This window comes from Microtetraspora niveoalba, from assembly GCF_001570405.1.
In the GTDB taxonomy this organism is placed as follows: Bacteria; Actinomycetota; Actinomycetes; order Streptosporangiales; family Streptosporangiaceae; genus Microtetraspora; species Microtetraspora niveoalba.
Genome location: NZ_BBYM01000028.1, coordinates 17225 through 33526 on the forward strand (window position 1 = coordinate 17225; position 16302 = coordinate 33526).

Consider the following 16302-nt stretch of genomic DNA (forward strand, 5'->3'; position numbering starts at 1 on the left):
CCCGGGTGGGCGCGCGTCAGACCTGCCGGACCGTGTCCTGGGCCGTGTCGTCCTGGGCCGTGTCGTTCTGCGCTGTGTTCCGCCCGGCGTTCTGGGCGGCGTTCGGGGCGGTGACCCGCAGCGTTCTCGGGTCCGCGTACTGGCCGCCCTCGTCCTCTGCCGTGACGTGGGCCAAGTCCTGGGCGTGCGCCTCGTCCACGGCGAGCGTGGTGTCGAACGTCGTACGCAACCGCGGGCCCGCCTCGACGATCTGCTTGACCAGGCTCTTGCCCTTGGCGATGAGGGCCTCGGGGCCGCCGCTCAGATAGTAGGAGTTCCGGAAGGAGCTTCCCTCGCTGCCGCCGCCCCACGGCTCGGCGGCGTTGAGCTCGGTGATCCTGGCGACGAGCCCGGGGTAGTCGCGCTCCAGGTCCCCGGCCATGGTGGTCCATTGCGAAAGCCCGCCGGTCACGGCGGTCTTGTTGATGATGACGCTCTCGAACCGGCCGCTCATCGCTTTCCGCCCATCTGGTCGGCGAGCTGGGTCATCACCGTTTCGAGGTCGCCGTCGAGGTGGGCCTTCATCTGGTCCGGCGGGATCAGCGGCTCGAAGACCTCGACGATGCGCTCCTGCGCCGTGGCGGCCGCCCGCTGGACGGTCTCGACGATGCTGTCGGCCAGTGCGCGGGCGTCGGGACGGCGGTAGACGCGCGGATCGATGTCGAGCCGGATCAGCTCGCCGCGCGCGCCCACGGTGACCGAGACCATGCCGTCGCGGGACTTCTCGGTCACCTGGATGGCCTTGGCCTTCGCGTGCAGCTCGACGCCCTCGTCCTGGAGCCGCAGGAAGGTGGTGCGGAGCTGCTCGGTGTAGGCCCGCAGACCGGCGACGTGGGCCTCGATGTCGGACTCCACGGCACACCCCCTGAATCGCGCCCGCCTATCACGCTTTTCCGGTTAGTTTCCGCCAAGTGAACATCATTCGACAAGACCATTACCAAAATCGATGATCTTCGGCAGAAGTTCACCGATCCAGGGAGACCGCCCGTTCCCGGAGCTCGCCGACCTCCGCGCGCGGCACCCACGCCCGGTAGACGCCGCGTTCGATCCGTTCGAGCCCGAGCGCGACCGCCTCGGGCGCGGAGCCGCCGAGATACTCCAGCAGCAGTTCGCCCTCACGCTCGGCGTGTACGTGGAACTCGGCGTCACGCCACCGGCAGACGGTCGTCACGAAGTGCACGGACTCGCACTCCGCCGCCGGGACGGTCCGTACGTGGCATCCCGGCTCGACCTCCTCGAACCCCTCGGCCGGTTCGTCCCGGCGCAGCCGGATCCACGTCTCCAGCGCGGACGCCTCCGGGCTGCACGGGTAGTCGGCGCCGCGCCAGCGGGCGCGGTAGAAGTGCCACGTCACGACGTCTCCTCCCGCACCCCGACCAGCAGCCAGCGGCGCAGGTCGCCGTGATAGACGGCGTGCCGGCGCTCCCTGCCCTCCACGGTCAGCTCCCAGATCTCGGCGCCGTGGGTGAGCCCGACGCCGTACACCTTGTACTCGCGGATGACCTGGTCCGGGTTGGGCACGAGGCCCAGCCCCACGAAGGGCGGCTCCTCGACCACCCATCCGGCCACCGCCTCGCGGCCGTCCTCGTCCAGCCCGCCGTACGGCGTGCGGTACAGGCCGAGCCCGACCGGACGCCAGCGCAGCAGCGTGAGCCCCCCGCTCGCGGTGAACGCGTCGGCGCGGCCGAGTGCCTCGGCGAGCACGGCGGGCGTGGCGATGTGCGACACGTCGAGGGCGTGGTGGCAGTAGCCGGAGACCCGCGGCTCGCCGCCGTACAGCAGCTCGGGCACCTCCTCCGGGCGCAGCACCTTCTGCAGGACGGGGACGCCCCTGTCGGGGGCGAGCGCGAGGTCCTGGGCGAGCGTGGGGACGGCGAGCCTGGCCACCGTGCCCGACTCCAGGAGGAAGCCGACCGGCACGCCGGGATTGATCGCCAGACCCCAGCGCGGGTCGGGCCACCCGGCGGCCAGCTCCACCAGGGAGACGACGCGGTGCCGCGCGGCGACGCCTCCGGTGGCCAGCGCCATCGTCTCGGCCGAGGTGTAGGCGATCAGCCAGGTCCGCTCACCGTCGGACGCGGTCGGCCAGGCGACCGGCTCCGCCCCCTCGAACGCGGCCCGCGTCATCGGCAGCGCGAAGTCGGCGTCTTTGAGCATGCTCAGGCACAACGCCGTGCGGCCGGCCGCGAAGGCCGCCCAGAGCTCCTCCTCGAACGGGCCGGACGGCGGCACGGCGGCTCCGCCATCGCCCGGGTCCTCGGGTGGCTGCACGCTGATCACATTAGGCCAAATCCGGCGGTTCGCCCCGCCCTCCTTCACACCGGCGAACCGGCATTCGCCGGGCAGCGGGCGCCCCGCCCCAGGCGATCAGCGGCTGTTCCCCGCCTCCACCTGCGCGCGGAGCCCGTCGACGAGCTGCCACACCGAGGCGTACGGGTTGCGGTCCGTCAACCGAGTTTCCGGACCGTGGATGTCTTCCAGCAGCCGAGCCCGCTTCCGGGCTACTTCATACCCGTTCATCAGAGCGTGCGCGCTGAGACTCTTCCCGTCTCGCCGGTAATCGCACCCGCCATGCGCTTCCAGCAACTCGCAGGCCTTGTTCGTCGTGATATAGCCGCGCTGGTCTTTTATGTGGAGCACGAGCCAAAGTTCGAAGCACGGGTTTGACACAGCGCACTTTATGCCATTCCGGTCCGCCAAAGCCAACGCCCTGTCCAGCGCGGCATGCGGAATCGGCGCCTCCACATCGACCACGCACCAGACCTCGTCATACTTCATGCACTGGTCCGAACCCGATGTGGGCGCTCGCCTCTGATGGTCGATGGCCGCTTTGACCAGTCCCAGCGGCTCGCCGTGGGCGCCGCCGAACTGAACTCCGGGGATCCTGAACCGACGCTTCAACTCCCCGAAGTAAATGCGTTCCGTAACCTCGCCCTCACAGTAGATGAGAAAGCGTTTCCGCTCGGGAAGATTCCCCTGCTTTCGCTTCAGAGTTCTGCTGCTGCGCGACATCGGCATGCGGACCATTGTGCCGGGCAAGGGCTTCCCTCAGGACGGAATCGTCGAAAACGGGAACGCCCCTGTAGCGGCCGAGAAGGTAGCCGCGGAAAACGCTGTCGAGTCCGTCCCGTACGCGATATCGGGTCAGCGGATGAAGCTCTGTCGCCCCGTCCGGATCCCGGTCCGTGAGCCAGATCTGATCGCGCCTGAGCCTCGCCTTGGTCAGCGGGGAAAGGAGGCTCACGTCATGAGTGTTGAAAAGTATCTGCGCACCGCGCCGGTTGAAGCGCGGATCCTGGAAGAGCTGCACCAGCTCCCCCACCAATAAGGGATGCAGAAAGGCGTTCAGCTCGTCGACCACGAGCAGCCCGCCCCGGGCGAGGGCACGAACGACCGGACCCAGCAGCGCGAACCAGCCTCGCGTCCCGCTGGACTCGTATTCCAGGGGAAGCGTGTATTCGCATCCTTGCACGTTGTGGACGAAATCCACTTTGGGGTCGTCGTGAATCACGGCGTCCTCGTCGGGGACCTGGTCGGGATCCATCGCCCTGACGAAGGCGATGAATCTGGCTCGGACCTCCTCGTCCACCGGTCGCTGCTCATGGCGGACGTCGGTGATGCCGAAATCCGCGTAATTGAGCAGGCTGAGGACGCCTTCCCGGTCGTGCTCGGCCATCTCGTGCAAGGTGAGAGGCAGGAAGAACTGCGGCTCGCCCGCGTCGATGTAGATGATCTGGCGCTCGAACCAGCGGTAGATCTCCGTCAGCTGCGGATGGTTGTTGGCGGCGGCGGCCGAGAGGTACAGGCTGTTCGGCCTCACCAGTTCGGAGATGGCCTTCTTCCTGCCTTTGAGGTAATCGCCGAAGTGGATCGATTTCCCCTCCGGGCCCGATCGCTCGAACAGGACCCGGCGCACCCGTCGCTGTTGCCGGGAGAAGCTGTACAGCCACTCGCTCCGGATCGCCGTGTCGTCGAGGGAGAAGCCGTACTCATAGTGGACTCCGTCGATCGCGATGTCGGCGGAGAACTCGGACGGCCTTTCCCGGCTCTCGTCATCGAAACGGAAGCTGTTACGACGGATGACCGCTCCGGGGCGCCATCTCTGGTGGGAGTCCTCGACCGCGGTCGCCATGAAGCGCAGCGCTTGCAGGAGGTTGGATTTACCCGATGCGTTACCGCCGTAGATCGCCGCCGCCGGCAGCACCGACACGTCCTCGTCAATGGGGCTGCGCACCGCCAGATCGGCGTGTTCGTCCAGCGCGACCAGGCTGAGTTCCTGCTCATCGCGCAGCGACGCGTGGTTGGCGACGCGGAAGCGGAGAAGCACTTTGCCTCCTGTCGGACGGACGGCTCATGGTCCAGGGCGCCGATGCACGCGCCCTACGCGTCAAGACTTGACGATTATCGGCGTAAAATCCAGCGGAAGATGGGCCGTTGGCGTCGTTGGTATCAAATTTTGACAGCCAACGACCACCGCCCCTCTTTCGCGCCGCCGAAATAGGCTCTTCATCCCTTTGGTCGCTCCCGCCACACCTGAAGGAACACCAGGGATCTCAGACGCGGGGACGACTTCTCGGCCGATCTCGCCCACCAAGACAAGTACACCCGTCATGAGTTGTCCGACAGATGATGAAACATGAATCATCATTCATGAAATCCTGAGTATCAGGCGATGCCGGGACATATCTGAGCTTGAGCTGTGCCCCGAATAATGGTGAGGACGCCTCCGCCAGAGTCAGCCCACCCCGGTGATCCTCGTCGTCCACTGGTGGGGCCAGACTCCCTCGGCCGCTCACTCTCCGGCGGGCTTCCAGTCCAGTTCGCCCTTCTCGACGGTGGGGCGCCGGCCGCGGATCGGCCGGCCGGGCCCCTTTGGCCAGGCCCGGACGCACCGTCGTACGGGGTCAGGTCACCGGACGGGCCGGCGGCTCCGCCGCCCGCGTCACCGCGGGGCTCTGCCTCGTCTGCCGGTGCGCCGGACGGCGGCCGGGCGGCTGGGTGGGCGCCGGGCCGGGCGATATCGGAGGGATCGGGCAGGTGAGCGGCGCCCCCTTGACGACGACGTCCGGATGCCCGTGATGGACGATCTTGAGCGGCTCACCGTCGAGCAGCGTGTACGTGGCGGAATCCAGGTCCATGCTGACCGCCAGCCGCCTCCCCAGCAGCGACACCCTGAAGGACAGCCCGGTGAGCGCCGAGGGCAGGCGCGGCGCGAAGCACAGGAGGCCGTCGTGGTGACGCATCCCCGCGAGCCCCTCGACCAACGCGATCCAGGCTCCGACCAGGGACGCGATGTGCAGCCCGTCGCGGGTGTTGTGCTCGACGTCCTCCAGGTCCATCAGCGCCGCCTCGGCGAGGTAGTCGTAGGCCAGGTCCAGGTGGCCCACCTCGGCCGCGATCACCGACTGGGTGCAGGCCGACAGCGAGGAGTCCCGCACGGTGATCCGCTCGTAGTAGGCGAAGTCGCGCGCCTTCTGCTCGGCCGTGAACGCGTCGCCCCGGCGGTGCAGGGCCAGCACGAGGTCGGCCTGCTTGACGACCTGCTTGCGGTACAGGTCGAAGTACGGGAAGTGCAGCATCAGCGGATACTGGTCGGGCTTGGTCGCGGCGAAGTCCCACACCTGGTGGTCGGTGAAGCCGTCGGCCTGCGGGTGGACGCCGAGCGTCTCGTCGTACGGGATGTACATCGCCCGCGCCGCGTCCCGCCAGGCCGCCATCTCCTCCTCGTCCACGTGCAGCCTCCTCGCCGCGGCGGGGTGGCGTTTGGCCGCGTCGGCGGCGGCGTGCAGGTTCCGCTGCGCCATCAGGTTCGTGTACACGTTGTTGTCGGCGACGGCGCTGTACTCGTCGGGGCCGGTGACCCCGGCGATGCGGAAGGCCCCCTCCACGTCGTGGTGTCCCAGCGACCGCCACAGCCGGGCCGTCTGCACGAGGAGCTCCAGGCCCACGTCCTTGTCGAACGCCTCGTCCCCGGTGATGTCGATGTAGCGGACGACGGCGTCGGCGATGGCGGCGTTCACGTGGAAGGCCGCCGTCCCCGCCGGCCAGTAGCCGGAGCACTCCTCGCCGTGGATGGTCCGCCAGGGGAAGGCCGCCCCGCGCAGCCCGAGCTGCCGCGCCCGGTCCATCGCCATCGGCAGCGTGCTCTGCCGCCAGCTCAACGCGTGGGCGACCGCCTCGGGGAGGAGGTAGGTCAGCACCGGCATCACGAACGCCTCGCTGTCCCAGAAGCAGTGCCCGTCGTAGCCGCTGCCGGTGAGGCCCTTGGCCGGGATGCCCCTGCCCTCGCCGCGCGCCGTGGCCTGCAGCAGGTGGAAGAGCCCGAACCGCACGGCCTGCTGGATCTCCGCGTCGCCCTCCACCTCGACGTCGGCGCAGGCCCAGAACTCGTCCAGGTAGCTCCGCTGCTCGGCGAGCAGGCCGTCCCAGCCGCTCTGCCGGGCGGCGGCGAGCGCGGCGTCGGCCTGGTCCCGCACCGCCGGGCGCGACCGAGCACCCGACCAGCCGTACGAGACGAACTTGATCAGTCGGAGCGGCCGGCCGGGCTCGAGCGAGGCGATCACCGTCACCCGGCCGAGGTCGGGGGAGCTCTCCGCGACGACGCCGGTGCCGTCCGGACCGTCGATGACGTGGTCCATCGCGGCGGCGACGCGCAGGCCGCTCGCGCGGGTGTTGTGCACGAGCACGGCGCGGGCGTCCCGCGCGGCGTGCTCGCAGGAGATCAGCGGCGCCTCCACCGCGGCGGCGACCCGGGGGTCGCCCGCCGCCGCGGGCAACTGCTCGTTGGCGACGAGCTCGGACTGCACGACCACGCGCAGCGGCTCGCCGAGGGGCTCCACCTCGTAGCAGATCGCGGCGACCGACCGCTGGACCAGCGACACCAGCCGGATCGAGGACACCCGGACCGGGCATCCGTCCGGCGACTCCCATTCGGCGGTCCGCCGCAACACGCCGTCGCGGAGGTCCAGTGTCTGCTCGTGCGAGCGCAGCCGTCCGTAGCGGACGTCGAACGGCTCGTCGTTGACGAGCAGCCGGATCACCTTGCCGTTCGTGACGTTGATGACGGTCTGCCCCGACTCGGGGAACCCGTAGCCGCCCTCGGGGTACGGCAGGGGCCGCACCTCGTAGACGCCGGACAGGTAGCTGCCGGGCAGGCCGTGCGGCTCCCCCTCGTCGAGGTTGCCGCGCCAGCCGATGTGCCCGTTCGACAACGCGAACAACGACTCCGACTGGGCGAGGACGTCGACGTCCAGCCCGGACAGCCGCAGGCACCAGGGCTCGCACGCGAACGCGGGATGAGTGATCATCAGCGGTCCATCAGCTCGGAGAGGTCCGACACCACCACGTCGGCGCCGTGCTCGCGCAGCGCGTCCGCCTGCCCGGTCCGGTCCACGCCGACGACGTACGCGAAGCGGCCGGCCCGCCCGGCCTCGACCCCCGCGAGCGCGTCCTCGAACACCGCCGCCCGGTCGGGCGGGACCCCGAGCGCCCGCGCGGCGGCGAGGTAGGCGTCCGGCGCGGGCTTGCCCGCGAGGTGCTCCCGGAGGACCGTGGCGCCGTCGACGCGTTCCTCGAACAGGTCCTCGATCCCGGCGCCGACGAGCATGTCGCGGCAGTTCGCGCTCGACGAGACGACCGCACGGCGCAGCCCGGCGTCCCGCACCGCCCGGACGTAGCGGACCGACCCCTCGAACACCTCCACGCCGTCCTTCCTGACCCGGTCGAGCACCAGCTCGTTCTTGCGGTTGCCCAGGCCGTTCACGGTCTCGGCGCCCGGCGGGTCGTCCGGGTCGCCCTCGGGGAGGTCGATGCCGCGCGAGGCGAGGAACGCGCGGGTGCCGTCGGCCCTGGTCTTGCCGTCCACGTAGGTGTCGTAGTCGTTCACCTCGTCGAACGGGACCATCGGGCCGCCGGTCCGCTCGGCGCGCTCGCGCAGGAAACCGTCGAACATCTCCTTCCACGCGGCGGCGTGCAGGGAGGCCGTACGGGTCAGGACCCCGTCCAGGTCGAACAGGCAGGCCCGCACCCCGTCCGGCAGGCCCAGCGACTTCGCGGCGGACGACTCCATCCCGGGATGACCTCCTCGACCTCGGGAAACGCGGTTGTGCTCACCCCCTACCCGGAAAGGGACGGATCACCGGAATCCCGCTCAGGTCGTCGCCATGGGCAGCCGCACGGTGACCACGAGGCCGCCCTCGGCACGGGGCCGCGCCGAGACCGCGCCGTCGTGCGCGTCCACGATCGCGCGGACGATGGACAGGCCGAGCCCGGCCCCGCCCGCCGAGCGCACCCGCTCGCCGTGGACCCGGCGGAACGGTTCGAACAGGTCGTCCACCTCGTACGGCGAGACCGCGGGACCGGTGTTCTCCACCGTGACGACCACCTCGCCGGCGGCCTCGTCCGCGCGGAGCGCGACCCGGACCTCGCCGTCCCGCACGTTGTACTTCACCGCGTTCTCCAACAGGTTGGACACGCAGCGTTCCAGGAAGAGCGGGTCCCCCTGGGCGACCGCCGGGCGCAGGTCCTCGTGGACGGCTACCCTCCTGCGCCGTACGTGGTCGAGGTCGAGGTCGTCCAGCACGATCCGGATGACGTGCCGCATGTCGACCGGTTTGCGCACGGTGAGCTCCTGCTCCGACTGGGCGAGCAGCAGCAGGCCGTCGATCAGCCGCTCGTACCGGGCGTTCGTGCCGAGCAGCGCCCGGGCCAGCGCCTTGAGGTCCTCGGAGGCGGCGGGCTCCTCCAGCGACACCTCCAGGACCGTACGGTTGATCGCCAGCGGGGTGCGCAGCTCGTGCGAGGCGTTCGCGATGAACCGGCGCTGCGCGTCGAACACGCGGTGCAGCCGGTCGAGCATCGCGTCGAAGGTGTCGGCCAGCCGCTTGACCTCGTCCCGGGGGCCGCGCAACGCGATGCGCTCGTGCAGCGCGATCTCGTTCGGGCTGCTCTCGGCGAGCCGCCGCGCGGTCTCGGTGACCCGGTCGAGGGGCCGCAGCGCCCGGTCGGCCACCAGATGGCCGAGCACCAGCGCGACGATCCCGATCAGGATCATGACGAGGAGCGAGGACCGCGTCGTCTCCTCCAGCACACTGGCCGCCCGCTGCTCCACCTCCAGCTTCACCACCTGCGGGAGGTTGCCGCCGGGGAGCGGCTGCAACGCGCCGAGCAGGGAGACGGGTGCCTTCTCGAACCTCATGACGAGCTGCTTCTCCAGCGCCCGCGCGGTCAGCAGGTGGCCGATCCAGAGCACCGCCGAGCACGCGGCGAAGAACAACCCGCCGTACAGCAGGGTGAGCCGCACCCGCAGGCCGAGCCGGTTCCAGGGGAACACCGCGCCGAGGACCCGCCCCACCCGGAAGCGCGGCCGGGAAGGCGGCCGGGGGGCGCCGGACGCGGTCAAAACCGGTATCCCTTGCCGGGCACGTTCTCGATCAAGGGAGGAGCCCCGAGCTTCCTGCGCAGCGAGGTGAGGGTCACCCGCAGCACGCCCGTCCCCGTGTCGGCGTACTCGTCCCAGACGGCCCGCAGCAGCTCGGCCGACGAGACCAGGTTCCCGCCCGCGCGCAGCAGTTCGAGCAGGACGTCGAACTCCTTGCGGTTCAGGCCGATCTCCCGCCCGTCCCGGGTGACGGTACGGCGGGCGGGGTCGAGCCGTACGCCGGCCCGCTCCATCGCCGGGGGCGCCGCCCGGGGCGAGCGGCGGGCCAGCGTCCGCACCCGTGCCACCAGCTCGGCGAACGCGAACGGCTTGACCAGATAGTCGTCGGCCCCGAGGGACAGCCCGTCCACCCGGTCGCGCACCCGGCCGGCGGCGGTCAGCATGAGGATCCGGCTCGCCGCGCTCCTGGCGGCCAGGTCCCGGCAGACGTCGTCGCCGTGGACCTCCGGGAGGTCGCGGTCGAGGACGATGACGTCGTAGTCCACGTAGGCCGCCAGTTCGAGCGCCTCCTGACCGTCGTAGGCGACGTCCACGGCGAGGGCGTGCAGCCGCAGCCCCCGCGCGAGGGCGTCGGCGAGCTGTTCCTCGTCCTCGACGACGAGCACGCGCATCCCTGCCTCCCTGATCCCGCATCGAGAGTGACCGAGCCGGTGTTAGCCGCGAGTAAGGCGAACCGCGCACATCCCGGCTTATCCGCGTTTAGCACCGCGCCCGCTGGAGTTGGGCCGCGCTCCGGGCGAACGACCCGGAGCACGAGGGAGTGAGCCATGAAAATCCGGCTGCTGGCCGCGACCGCCCCACTGGCGCTGGTCCTGGCCGCCTGCGGCGGCTCCGGAGCCGCCTCCTCCGGGGACGACGGCATCGCCTCGGCCGGCGGCGGGTCCGCCGCCACGCCCGGCGCGTCCGCCTCCGCCACGCTCGACCCCCAGGAAGCGGGGCTCAAGTTCGCCCAGTGCATGCGCGAGCACGGCGTCGACATGCCGGACCCGAGCGCGGACGGCGGCGTCCGCATCCAGGTGCCCAAGGGCATGGACAAGGGCAAGGTCGACGCGGCGATGAAGGAATGCCAGCCGATCATGGAGAAGTCCGGCATCGGCGCGAGGGCGAAGGACCCCGAGGTCATCGACCGGTTGGTGAAGTTCGCCCGGTGCATGCGCGAGCACGGCGTCGACGTGCCCGACCCGGTCGACGGCCTCATCGAGATCAAGCACGAGAAGGCCGACGAAAGCAAGATCAAAGAGGCGCAGGAGGCCTGCTCGAAGCTCGCGCCGCGGCCGGGAGGCGGGAAGTGAGGAAGACGCTCGTCGCCGGCGGCCTCCTCGCGCTCGCCGCCGCCGGGGTGGTGACGGTCCTCCTCGACGGCGGCGGCACCGAGGCCGCCGCCCCCAGTACGCCGACGACCACCGCCACCGCCACGATCACCCGGCAGGACCTGGTGGACACCAAGACCGTGAGCGGGTCGCTCACCTACGACGGGGAGCGCCGGATCGCCACGGACGCCTCCGGCACGGTCACCTGGGTGGCCGCCGAGGGTTCCGTGGTCCGCCGCGGCCGCCCGCTGCTCAAGGTCGACCGCGAACCGGTCGTCGCGCTGTACGGCACATTGCCGCTCTATCGGACGCTGCGGCAGGGCGTGCCGGACGGGCCGGACGTCAGGCAACTGGAACGCAACCTCAAGGCCCTCGGGTACGGCGACGACCTGACGGTGGACGACCACTTCAGCTACGCGACCCACCTCGCGGTCAAGGCGTGGCAGGACGACAACGGCCTGCCGGAGACCGGACAGGTGGACGCCGCGCAGGCGGTGTTCGTCCCCTCGGCGGTCCGGGTGACCGAGACGAAGGTCGCGGTGGGCGACCGCACCGGGCCCGGACGGCAGGCGCTCACGGTCAGCGGGCTGCGGCGGCTGGTCCACGTGGACCTGGACACGGCGGACCAGACGCTCGCCAGGAAGGGAGCCAAGGTCGCCGTGACCCTCCCCGGCGGCGAGGAGGTCACCGGAAGGATCGGCTCGGTCGGCACCGTGGCGAAGGCCGTCCGGACCGCTCAGGGGGAGAGCGACGGGAGCACCGTCGACGTCGACATCACCCTGGACAAGACGCCCAGGACCCGGCTGGACCAGGCACCGGTCGAGGTCGAGCTGGTGAGCGAGCGGCACGAGGACGTGCTGGCCGTCCCCGTGGAGGCGCTGCTCGCGCTGCGCGAGGGCGGCTTCGGCGTCGAGGTCGTCGAGAACGGCGCGGCCCGCCTCGTGGCGGTCGAGACCGGCGCCTTCGGCGGCGGCATGGTCGAGATCACCGGCGCCGGCCTGGCCGAGGGCATGCGGGTGGGGGTGCCCGAGTCGTGAACGAGCGGACGAACACGAACGGCACGCCCCGCGCGGCGTCTCGTCGCGCGTCCGCGGCGCGCCCCGGCGGCCGCCCGCCGAGCGAGCCGTACGTCGTGGAGCTGCGCGACGTGACCAAGGTCTACGGCGGCGACGTGCACGCGCTGCGCGGGGTGAGCCTGACGGTCGGCGGCGGCGAGCTGCTCGCCATCGTCGGCCCCTCCGGGTCGGGCAAGTCCACCCTGCTCCACATGATCGGCACCCTGGACCGGCCCACCGGCGGCACCGTGCGGATCGCCGGCCACGACGTCGCCGGGCTCTCCGACCGCGAACTGTCCGCGCTGCGGGCGCGCCACCTGGGCTTCGTGTTCCAGAGGTTCCACCTGTCCCCGGGGACGACCGCGCTGGACAACGTCGCCGACGGCCTGCTGTACGCGGGCGTCCCGCCGCGGGTCAGACGGGAGCGGGCCGCCGTGGCGCTGGAACGGGTCGGCCTCGGCCACCGGCTCGGGCACCGCCCGGAGCAGATGTCCGGCGGCGAGCAGCAGCGGGTGGCCGTGGCCCGCGCGGTCGCGGGCGACCCGCCGCTGCTGCTGGCCGACGAGCCCACCGGGAACCTCGACTCCGCCGCGGGCGCCGAGGTGCTGCGGGTGCTGCGCGACCTGCACGCCGCGGGGACCACGGTCGCCGTCATCACGCACGACATGGAGATCGCGGGATGGTGCCCGCGCCGCGTCCGGGTCCGCGACGGCCGGATCGTCGCCGACGAGGGCTCCGGCCTCCGCGCCCCCGCGGAGATCACGATCGGAGCCGGCGAATGACGTCCTCCCCACGGCCGAATCCCGGTGTCTCCACACTCAAGGAGATGCGATGACCGCCAAGCCCGTGCCCGCCCGGCTCAGCCCCGCCGACGTCCTGCGGGTGGGCGCGGCCGGGCTGCGCACCCGCCCCACCCGCGTGATCCTCTCCGCGCTGGGGATCGCCATCGGCATCGCCACCATGATCGCGGTGATCGGCATCTCCTCGTCGTCGCGTGAGCAGTTGCTGCGCCAGCTCGACCGGCTCGGCACCAACCTGCTCACCGTGTCGGCCGGCCGCACCCTCTTCGGCGAGAACTCCCGGTTGCCCGTGGACGCGGTCGCCATGGTCGAACGTGTCGGCCCCGTCCGCACGGCCGCCGCCACCGGCACGGTCGAGGCGACCGTACGCCGGACCGACCGCATCCCCAAGGCGGTCACCGGCGGCATCGCCGTACGGGCGGCCACCGCCGGCCTGCTCACCACGCTGGAGGGACGCGTCGAGAGGGGCACCTGGCTGAACGCGGCGACGGAGCGGCAGCCCGCCGCCGTGCTCGGCTCGGCCGCCGCGAAACGGCTCGGCGTCGACCGGATCGGCGTCCGGGTGTGGATCGGGAACCGCTGGTTCACCGTCGTCGGCATCCTCGGCCCGATGCCGCTCGCCTCGGAGATCGAGCGGTCGGCGCTGGTCGGGTTTCCGGCCGCCGAGAGGCACCTGGGCTTCGACGGGCACCCCACGACCGTCTACGAGCGGTCGGCCGAGGAGTCGGTGGAGGCCGTCCGGGCCGTGCTGCCCCGTACGGTGAACCCGGAGAACCCCGAGGAGGTCGAGGTCAGCAGGCCCTCGGACGCGCTGGCCGCGCGGGCGGCCGCCGCGGGCGCGTTCACCAACCTGCTGCTCGGGCTCGGCGGCGTCGCGCTGCTGGTCGGCGGGGTCGGCGTGGCCAACACGATGGTGATCTCGGTGCTGGAGCGCCGCAAGGAGATCGGCCTGCGCCGCTCCCTGGGAGCGACCCGGGGCCAGGTGCGGATCCAGTTCCTGACGGAGTCGCTGCTGCTGTCGGCGCTGGGCGGCGTCGCCGGGTCCGCGCTCGGGGCCCTGGCCACCGTCGGCTACGCGCTGACACGGGACTGGCCGCCGGTCGTGCCGCCGTGGGCGGTCGGAGGCGCGATCGGCGCCACGCTCGTCGTCGGCACGGTCGCGGGCCTCTACCCCGCCATGCGCGCCGCCCGCCTGTCCCCCACCGTGGCCCTCGCCACCACCTGACGGGAACCATGGGCCGCAGGCTGAACCGAAGCGATGAGCGGGGCCCGGCGGTCATCTGGTGGACAGCCGGGCCCCGCTCACCTCACCACAGATCGCCGAGCCCGGGCTCCAGCCAGAGCAGCTCGGTGTCGAGCCCGTCCGGGCCCGCCGCGAGACCGGACGCCGACGGTTCGGTCGTCTGCGAGGCGTCCACGGCCGGCGTCCCCGGGTCGCCGTCCACCGCTCCATCGGGAAAATTCACGGTGACGTTCTGAGTTATCGTACAAACCCTGACATTGCGGCACAGGGCATTCTGGACGCTGGTCGCGCCGCCGATGCCACTCGTGGACGTGTGCTGATAGCCCCGATTACTGGTCGGACTCCTCACCGCCGAGATATTGCGGTTATGGCTGCCGTTTCCGGTGTTGTTCTCGTCCCCGCCGCCGCCGGAACGCGCGCCCGCCGTTCCACGGCTCACCGGGGAAAGCCCCGCCTCTGCCGAGGCAGGGGAGAGACCCGCGACGAAAACGACGGAAACGAAGCCGCCGACGAGAAAGAGCGGCACGCGTTTCCTCACGCCATGCGCCCCGACGCCATGCTGAAAGAACATCTGGTGGTCGCCCTCTGTCGAATTCGGACGGTTTCCGGCCACATTCAAAAACCGGAACCGATTCGCCAGCGTACTGGGCTCTCCGTCGATGACACGGAGGCGATGAGGGGCGGCGATAACGGGCGGCGCGGTTATTACCGCGCCATTACCCGACGAGCCGGCGACGCGGCCGGACGGGCCGTCGTCCGCGGAACGTCTTCGAGCCTCCGCGGGATCGTCTCACCGGGCGGCGTCTTCCTCCGGCACGTCGCCCGTCATCGGTGGAACGTCTTGAGCCTCTGCAGGATCCGGCAGATCCGCGACCGCTTCTTGCACATCGCCGACTGCGTGTTGGTGGTCTCGCTGGTGCTCGTCACCTGTTGCATCCCGCGCAGGATCGAGGGGCTGTTGACCGAGGGCGCGTAGTTCTTGTTGCACTTGCCGTTCCCCGTGCGTACGACGGGGCCGTGGTCGCGGGCGACGGCGGGCATCCGGGCGGAGGTCGGGATCGCGAGCGCCTCCGCCCTGCCGTGCGGCCAGGCCACCGCCCCGCATATCGCGACCGCCGCCACGACGGGCACCGGCCACCAGGCGCCGCGGACCGCCGCCGCTCGCGGTTTCCTCATGTGATGACGGGCCATGTCGTCGCGGCACCTGCCCTTCTCGTCACTCTGCGGCCGGACACCCGCAGAACCCCACGGCCTCCGGCCCCACGCCTTCGGTCGCCGCCTCCGGGAACGGAACAGGCGGTGCCTGCCTGTGTACCCCACGGCCGGGCGGCCGCCACGCGTCCCACGATCACCGGCCTGGATGATTACCGGATCTTGCCGCTCGCCGGGGGAGCACCGCCTCGCCTGAGGCACCGACCGGGGGCGACGACCCGTGACGACCGTCATGGGTGAAGTCACGATTCACGCCACTTATCGCGAGAAAAAGCGGAATCTACCGTCGAGGTCATGCAGAACTCGGCAGTCTTCTTCCACAAGGTGAGCATGAACTTCGGGCCGATCCGGGCGCTCGACCGGGCGAGCTTCACGATCGGCCGCGGTGAGACGGTCGCGCTTCTCGGGCACAACGGCGCGGGCAAGTCCACCGCGGTCGATCTCATGCTCGGGCTGCGCCGCCCGGACGAGGGCGACATCACCGTCCTCGGCACCACCCCGTCGCGCGCCGTGGCGGCCGGCCGGGTGGGCGCGCTGCTGCAGAGCGGCGGCCTGCCCGACGGCGCGACGATCCGCGACATCGTACGGCTCGCCTGCGGCCTGTACGGCGGGCAGCGGCGCGTGGACGAGGTCCTGGCGCTCGCGGGCCTGTCGGAGCTGGCCCGCCGCCGGACGACCGAGCTGTCCGGCGGCCAGGCCCAGCGCGTACGGTTCGCCATCGCGATCTCCGGCCGTCCCGAGCTGCTGTTCCTCGACGAGCCGACGGTCGCCCTCGACGTCGAGGCGCGCCGCGAGTTCTGGGCGGTGGTGCGGGACGCGGCCCAGGGCGGCACCAGCGTGGTCTTCGCCACCCACTACCTGGAGGAGGCCGACCAGTTCGCCGACCGGGTCGTCGTGCTGAACCGGGGGGCCGTGGTGGCCGACGCCGCCCCCTCCACCATCAAGGCGAGAGCGGGCGGACGGACGGTCCGCTGCGTGCTCGCCGCGCCGGACCCGCGCCGCCTGCTCGCCCTGCCCGGCGTCGTGGACGTCACGATCCACGGCGACGACGTGCGGCTCCGCACGGTCGACGCGGACCGGACGGTCGAGACGCTCTACGCATCGATCGGCGGTGTGCGCGACCTCCAGGTGACCGGCGCCGGTCTCGAAGAAGCCCTCATCTCGCTCTCATCGGAAGTCCCGTCGGGAAAGGATCAGTAATGTG

Annotated in this window: 17 protein-coding genes; 5 read left to right on the forward strand and 12 right to left on the reverse strand. The window is 71.2% G+C overall.

Annotation, left to right across the window (positions count from 1 at the left end):
• Positions 1 to 16: 16 nt before the first annotated feature.
• The 10 genes from AWQ70_RS25905 to AWQ70_RS41500 form a co-directional block, all read right to left on the reverse strand.
• The gene (locus AWQ70_RS25905; RefSeq protein WP_067181033.1) at positions 17 to 493 is read right to left on the reverse strand and encodes a hypothetical protein; all 477 of its coding nucleotides are present in this window, start codon (positions 491 to 493) and stop codon (positions 17 to 19) included.
• Positions 490 to 894, reverse strand: a complete 405-nt coding sequence (locus AWQ70_RS25910; protein WP_067181039.1) for a YbaB/EbfC family nucleoid-associated protein — start codon at positions 892 to 894, stop codon at positions 490 to 492. The genes AWQ70_RS25905 and AWQ70_RS25910 overlap by 4 nt, the downstream gene beginning before the upstream one ends.
• A gap of 109 nt (positions 895 to 1003) precedes the next feature.
• Complete coding sequence (locus AWQ70_RS25915) at positions 1004 to 1393, reverse strand: UCP033725 family protein (RefSeq protein ID WP_067181042.1); 390 nt, start codon at positions 1391 to 1393, stop codon at positions 1004 to 1006.
• Positions 1390 to 2310 (reverse strand): SseB family protein, encoded by a 921-nt coding sequence (locus AWQ70_RS25920; protein ID WP_245647152.1) that lies wholly within the window; start codon positions 2308 to 2310, stop codon positions 1390 to 1392. Before AWQ70_RS25920 ends, AWQ70_RS25915 begins: the two co-directional genes overlap by 4 nt.
• 96 nt (positions 2311 to 2406) lie before the next feature.
• Entirely contained in the window at positions 2407 to 3057 is a 651-nt protein-coding gene (locus AWQ70_RS25925; RefSeq protein ID WP_218004664.1) for an RloB family protein, read from the reverse strand.
• Positions 2975 to 4366: an AAA family ATPase gene (locus tag AWQ70_RS25930; protein ID WP_067181049.1), complete on the reverse strand. Its 1392-nt coding sequence runs from the start codon at positions 4364 to 4366 to the stop codon at positions 2975 to 2977. Before AWQ70_RS25930 ends, AWQ70_RS25925 begins: the two co-directional genes overlap by 83 nt.
• A gap of 577 nt (positions 4367 to 4943) precedes the next feature.
• Positions 4944 to 7346, reverse strand: a complete 2403-nt coding sequence (locus AWQ70_RS25935; RefSeq protein WP_067181052.1) for a glycoside hydrolase family 65 protein — start codon at positions 7344 to 7346, stop codon at positions 4944 to 4946.
• Entirely contained in the window at positions 7346 to 8107 is a 762-nt protein-coding gene (locus tag AWQ70_RS25940) for an HAD family hydrolase (protein WP_174552419.1), read from the reverse strand. The genes AWQ70_RS25935 and AWQ70_RS25940 overlap by 1 nt, the downstream gene beginning before the upstream one ends.
• Before the next feature lie 81 nt (positions 8108 to 8188).
• The gene (locus AWQ70_RS25945; protein ID WP_067181055.1) at positions 8189 to 9439 is read right to left on the reverse strand and encodes a sensor histidine kinase; all 1251 of its coding nucleotides are present in this window, start codon (positions 9437 to 9439) and stop codon (positions 8189 to 8191) included.
• Positions 9436 to 10089, reverse strand: coding sequence for a response regulator transcription factor (locus AWQ70_RS41500; protein ID WP_067181058.1), 654 nt, complete (start codon positions 10087 to 10089; stop codon positions 9436 to 9438). Before AWQ70_RS41500 ends, AWQ70_RS25945 begins: the two co-directional genes overlap by 4 nt.
• Positions 10090 to 10245: 156 nt before the next feature.
• Here AWQ70_RS41500 and AWQ70_RS41505 point away from each other — a divergent pair, with 156 nt between their 5' ends.
• The 4 genes from AWQ70_RS41505 to AWQ70_RS25970 all read left to right on the forward strand — a co-directional run bounded on the left by AWQ70_RS41505 (position 10246) and on the right by AWQ70_RS25970 (position 13868).
• Complete coding sequence (locus AWQ70_RS41505) at positions 10246 to 10770, forward strand: hypothetical protein (RefSeq protein ID WP_067181061.1); 525 nt, start codon at positions 10246 to 10248, stop codon at positions 10768 to 10770.
• Complete coding sequence (locus AWQ70_RS25960) at positions 10767 to 11825, forward strand: efflux RND transporter periplasmic adaptor subunit (protein WP_067181063.1); 1059 nt, start codon at positions 10767 to 10769, stop codon at positions 11823 to 11825. The genes AWQ70_RS41505 and AWQ70_RS25960 overlap by 4 nt, the downstream gene beginning before the upstream one ends.
• A gap of 95 nt (positions 11826 to 11920) precedes the next feature.
• Entirely contained in the window at positions 11921 to 12625 is a 705-nt protein-coding gene (locus AWQ70_RS25965) for an ABC transporter ATP-binding protein (RefSeq protein ID WP_067181291.1), read from the forward strand.
• Between the two features lie 49 nt (positions 12626 to 12674).
• The gene (locus tag AWQ70_RS25970) at positions 12675 to 13868 is read left to right on the forward strand and encodes an ABC transporter permease (RefSeq protein ID WP_067181065.1); all 1194 of its coding nucleotides are present in this window, start codon (positions 12675 to 12677) and stop codon (positions 13866 to 13868) included.
• 82 nt (positions 13869 to 13950) lie between these two features.
• On the opposite strand, the gene AWQ70_RS39250 is transcribed toward AWQ70_RS25970, so the two are convergent.
• Positions 13951 to 14499, reverse strand: coding sequence for a hypothetical protein (locus AWQ70_RS39250; RefSeq protein ID WP_157530393.1), 549 nt, complete (start codon positions 14497 to 14499; stop codon positions 13951 to 13953).
• A 212-nt stretch (positions 14500 to 14711) separates the two neighbouring features.
• A complete protein-coding gene (locus AWQ70_RS25975; RefSeq protein ID WP_067181067.1) occupies positions 14712 to 15062 on the reverse strand; it encodes a hypothetical protein in 351 nt (116 codons plus the stop codon).
• Positions 15063 to 15392: 330 nt separating this feature from the next.
• On the opposite strand from AWQ70_RS25975, the gene AWQ70_RS25980 reads away from it, so the two are divergent.
• The gene (locus AWQ70_RS25980) at positions 15393 to 16298 is read left to right on the forward strand and encodes an ABC transporter ATP-binding protein (RefSeq protein WP_067181070.1); all 906 of its coding nucleotides are present in this window, start codon (positions 15393 to 15395) and stop codon (positions 16296 to 16298) included.
• The last annotated feature ends 4 nt before the right edge of the window (positions 16299 to 16302 follow it).

Excerpts from the sequence above, each read along its gene's own strand:
- AWQ70_RS25905 (WP_067181033.1), bottom strand. The coding sequence starts at position 493 with ATGAGCGGCCGGTTCGAGAGCGTCATCATCAACAAGACCGCCGTGACC.
- AWQ70_RS25925 (WP_218004664.1), bottom strand. The coding sequence starts at position 3,057 with ATGCCGATGTCGCGCAGCAGCAGAACTCTGAAGCGAAAGCAGGGGAAT.
- AWQ70_RS25935 (WP_067181052.1), bottom strand. The coding sequence starts at position 7,346 with ATGATCACTCATCCCGCGTTCGCGTGCGAGCCCTGGTGCCTGCGGCTG.
- AWQ70_RS25940 (WP_174552419.1), bottom strand. The coding sequence starts at position 8,107 with ATGGAGTCGTCCGCCGCGAAGTCGCTGGGCCTGCCGGACGGGGTGCGG.
- AWQ70_RS41500 (WP_067181058.1), bottom strand. The coding sequence starts at position 10,089 with ATGCGCGTGCTCGTCGTCGAGGACGAGGAACAGCTCGCCGACGCCCTC.
- AWQ70_RS41505 (WP_067181061.1), top strand. The coding sequence starts at position 10,246 with ATGAAAATCCGGCTGCTGGCCGCGACCGCCCCACTGGCGCTGGTCCTG.
- AWQ70_RS25970 (WP_067181065.1), top strand. The coding sequence starts at position 12,675 with ATGACCGCCAAGCCCGTGCCCGCCCGGCTCAGCCCCGCCGACGTCCTG.
- AWQ70_RS25975 (WP_067181067.1), bottom strand. The coding sequence starts at position 15,062 with ATGAGGAAACCGCGAGCGGCGGCGGTCCGCGGCGCCTGGTGGCCGGTG.
- AWQ70_RS25980 (WP_067181070.1), top strand. The coding sequence starts at position 15,393 with ATGCAGAACTCGGCAGTCTTCTTCCACAAGGTGAGCATGAACTTCGGG.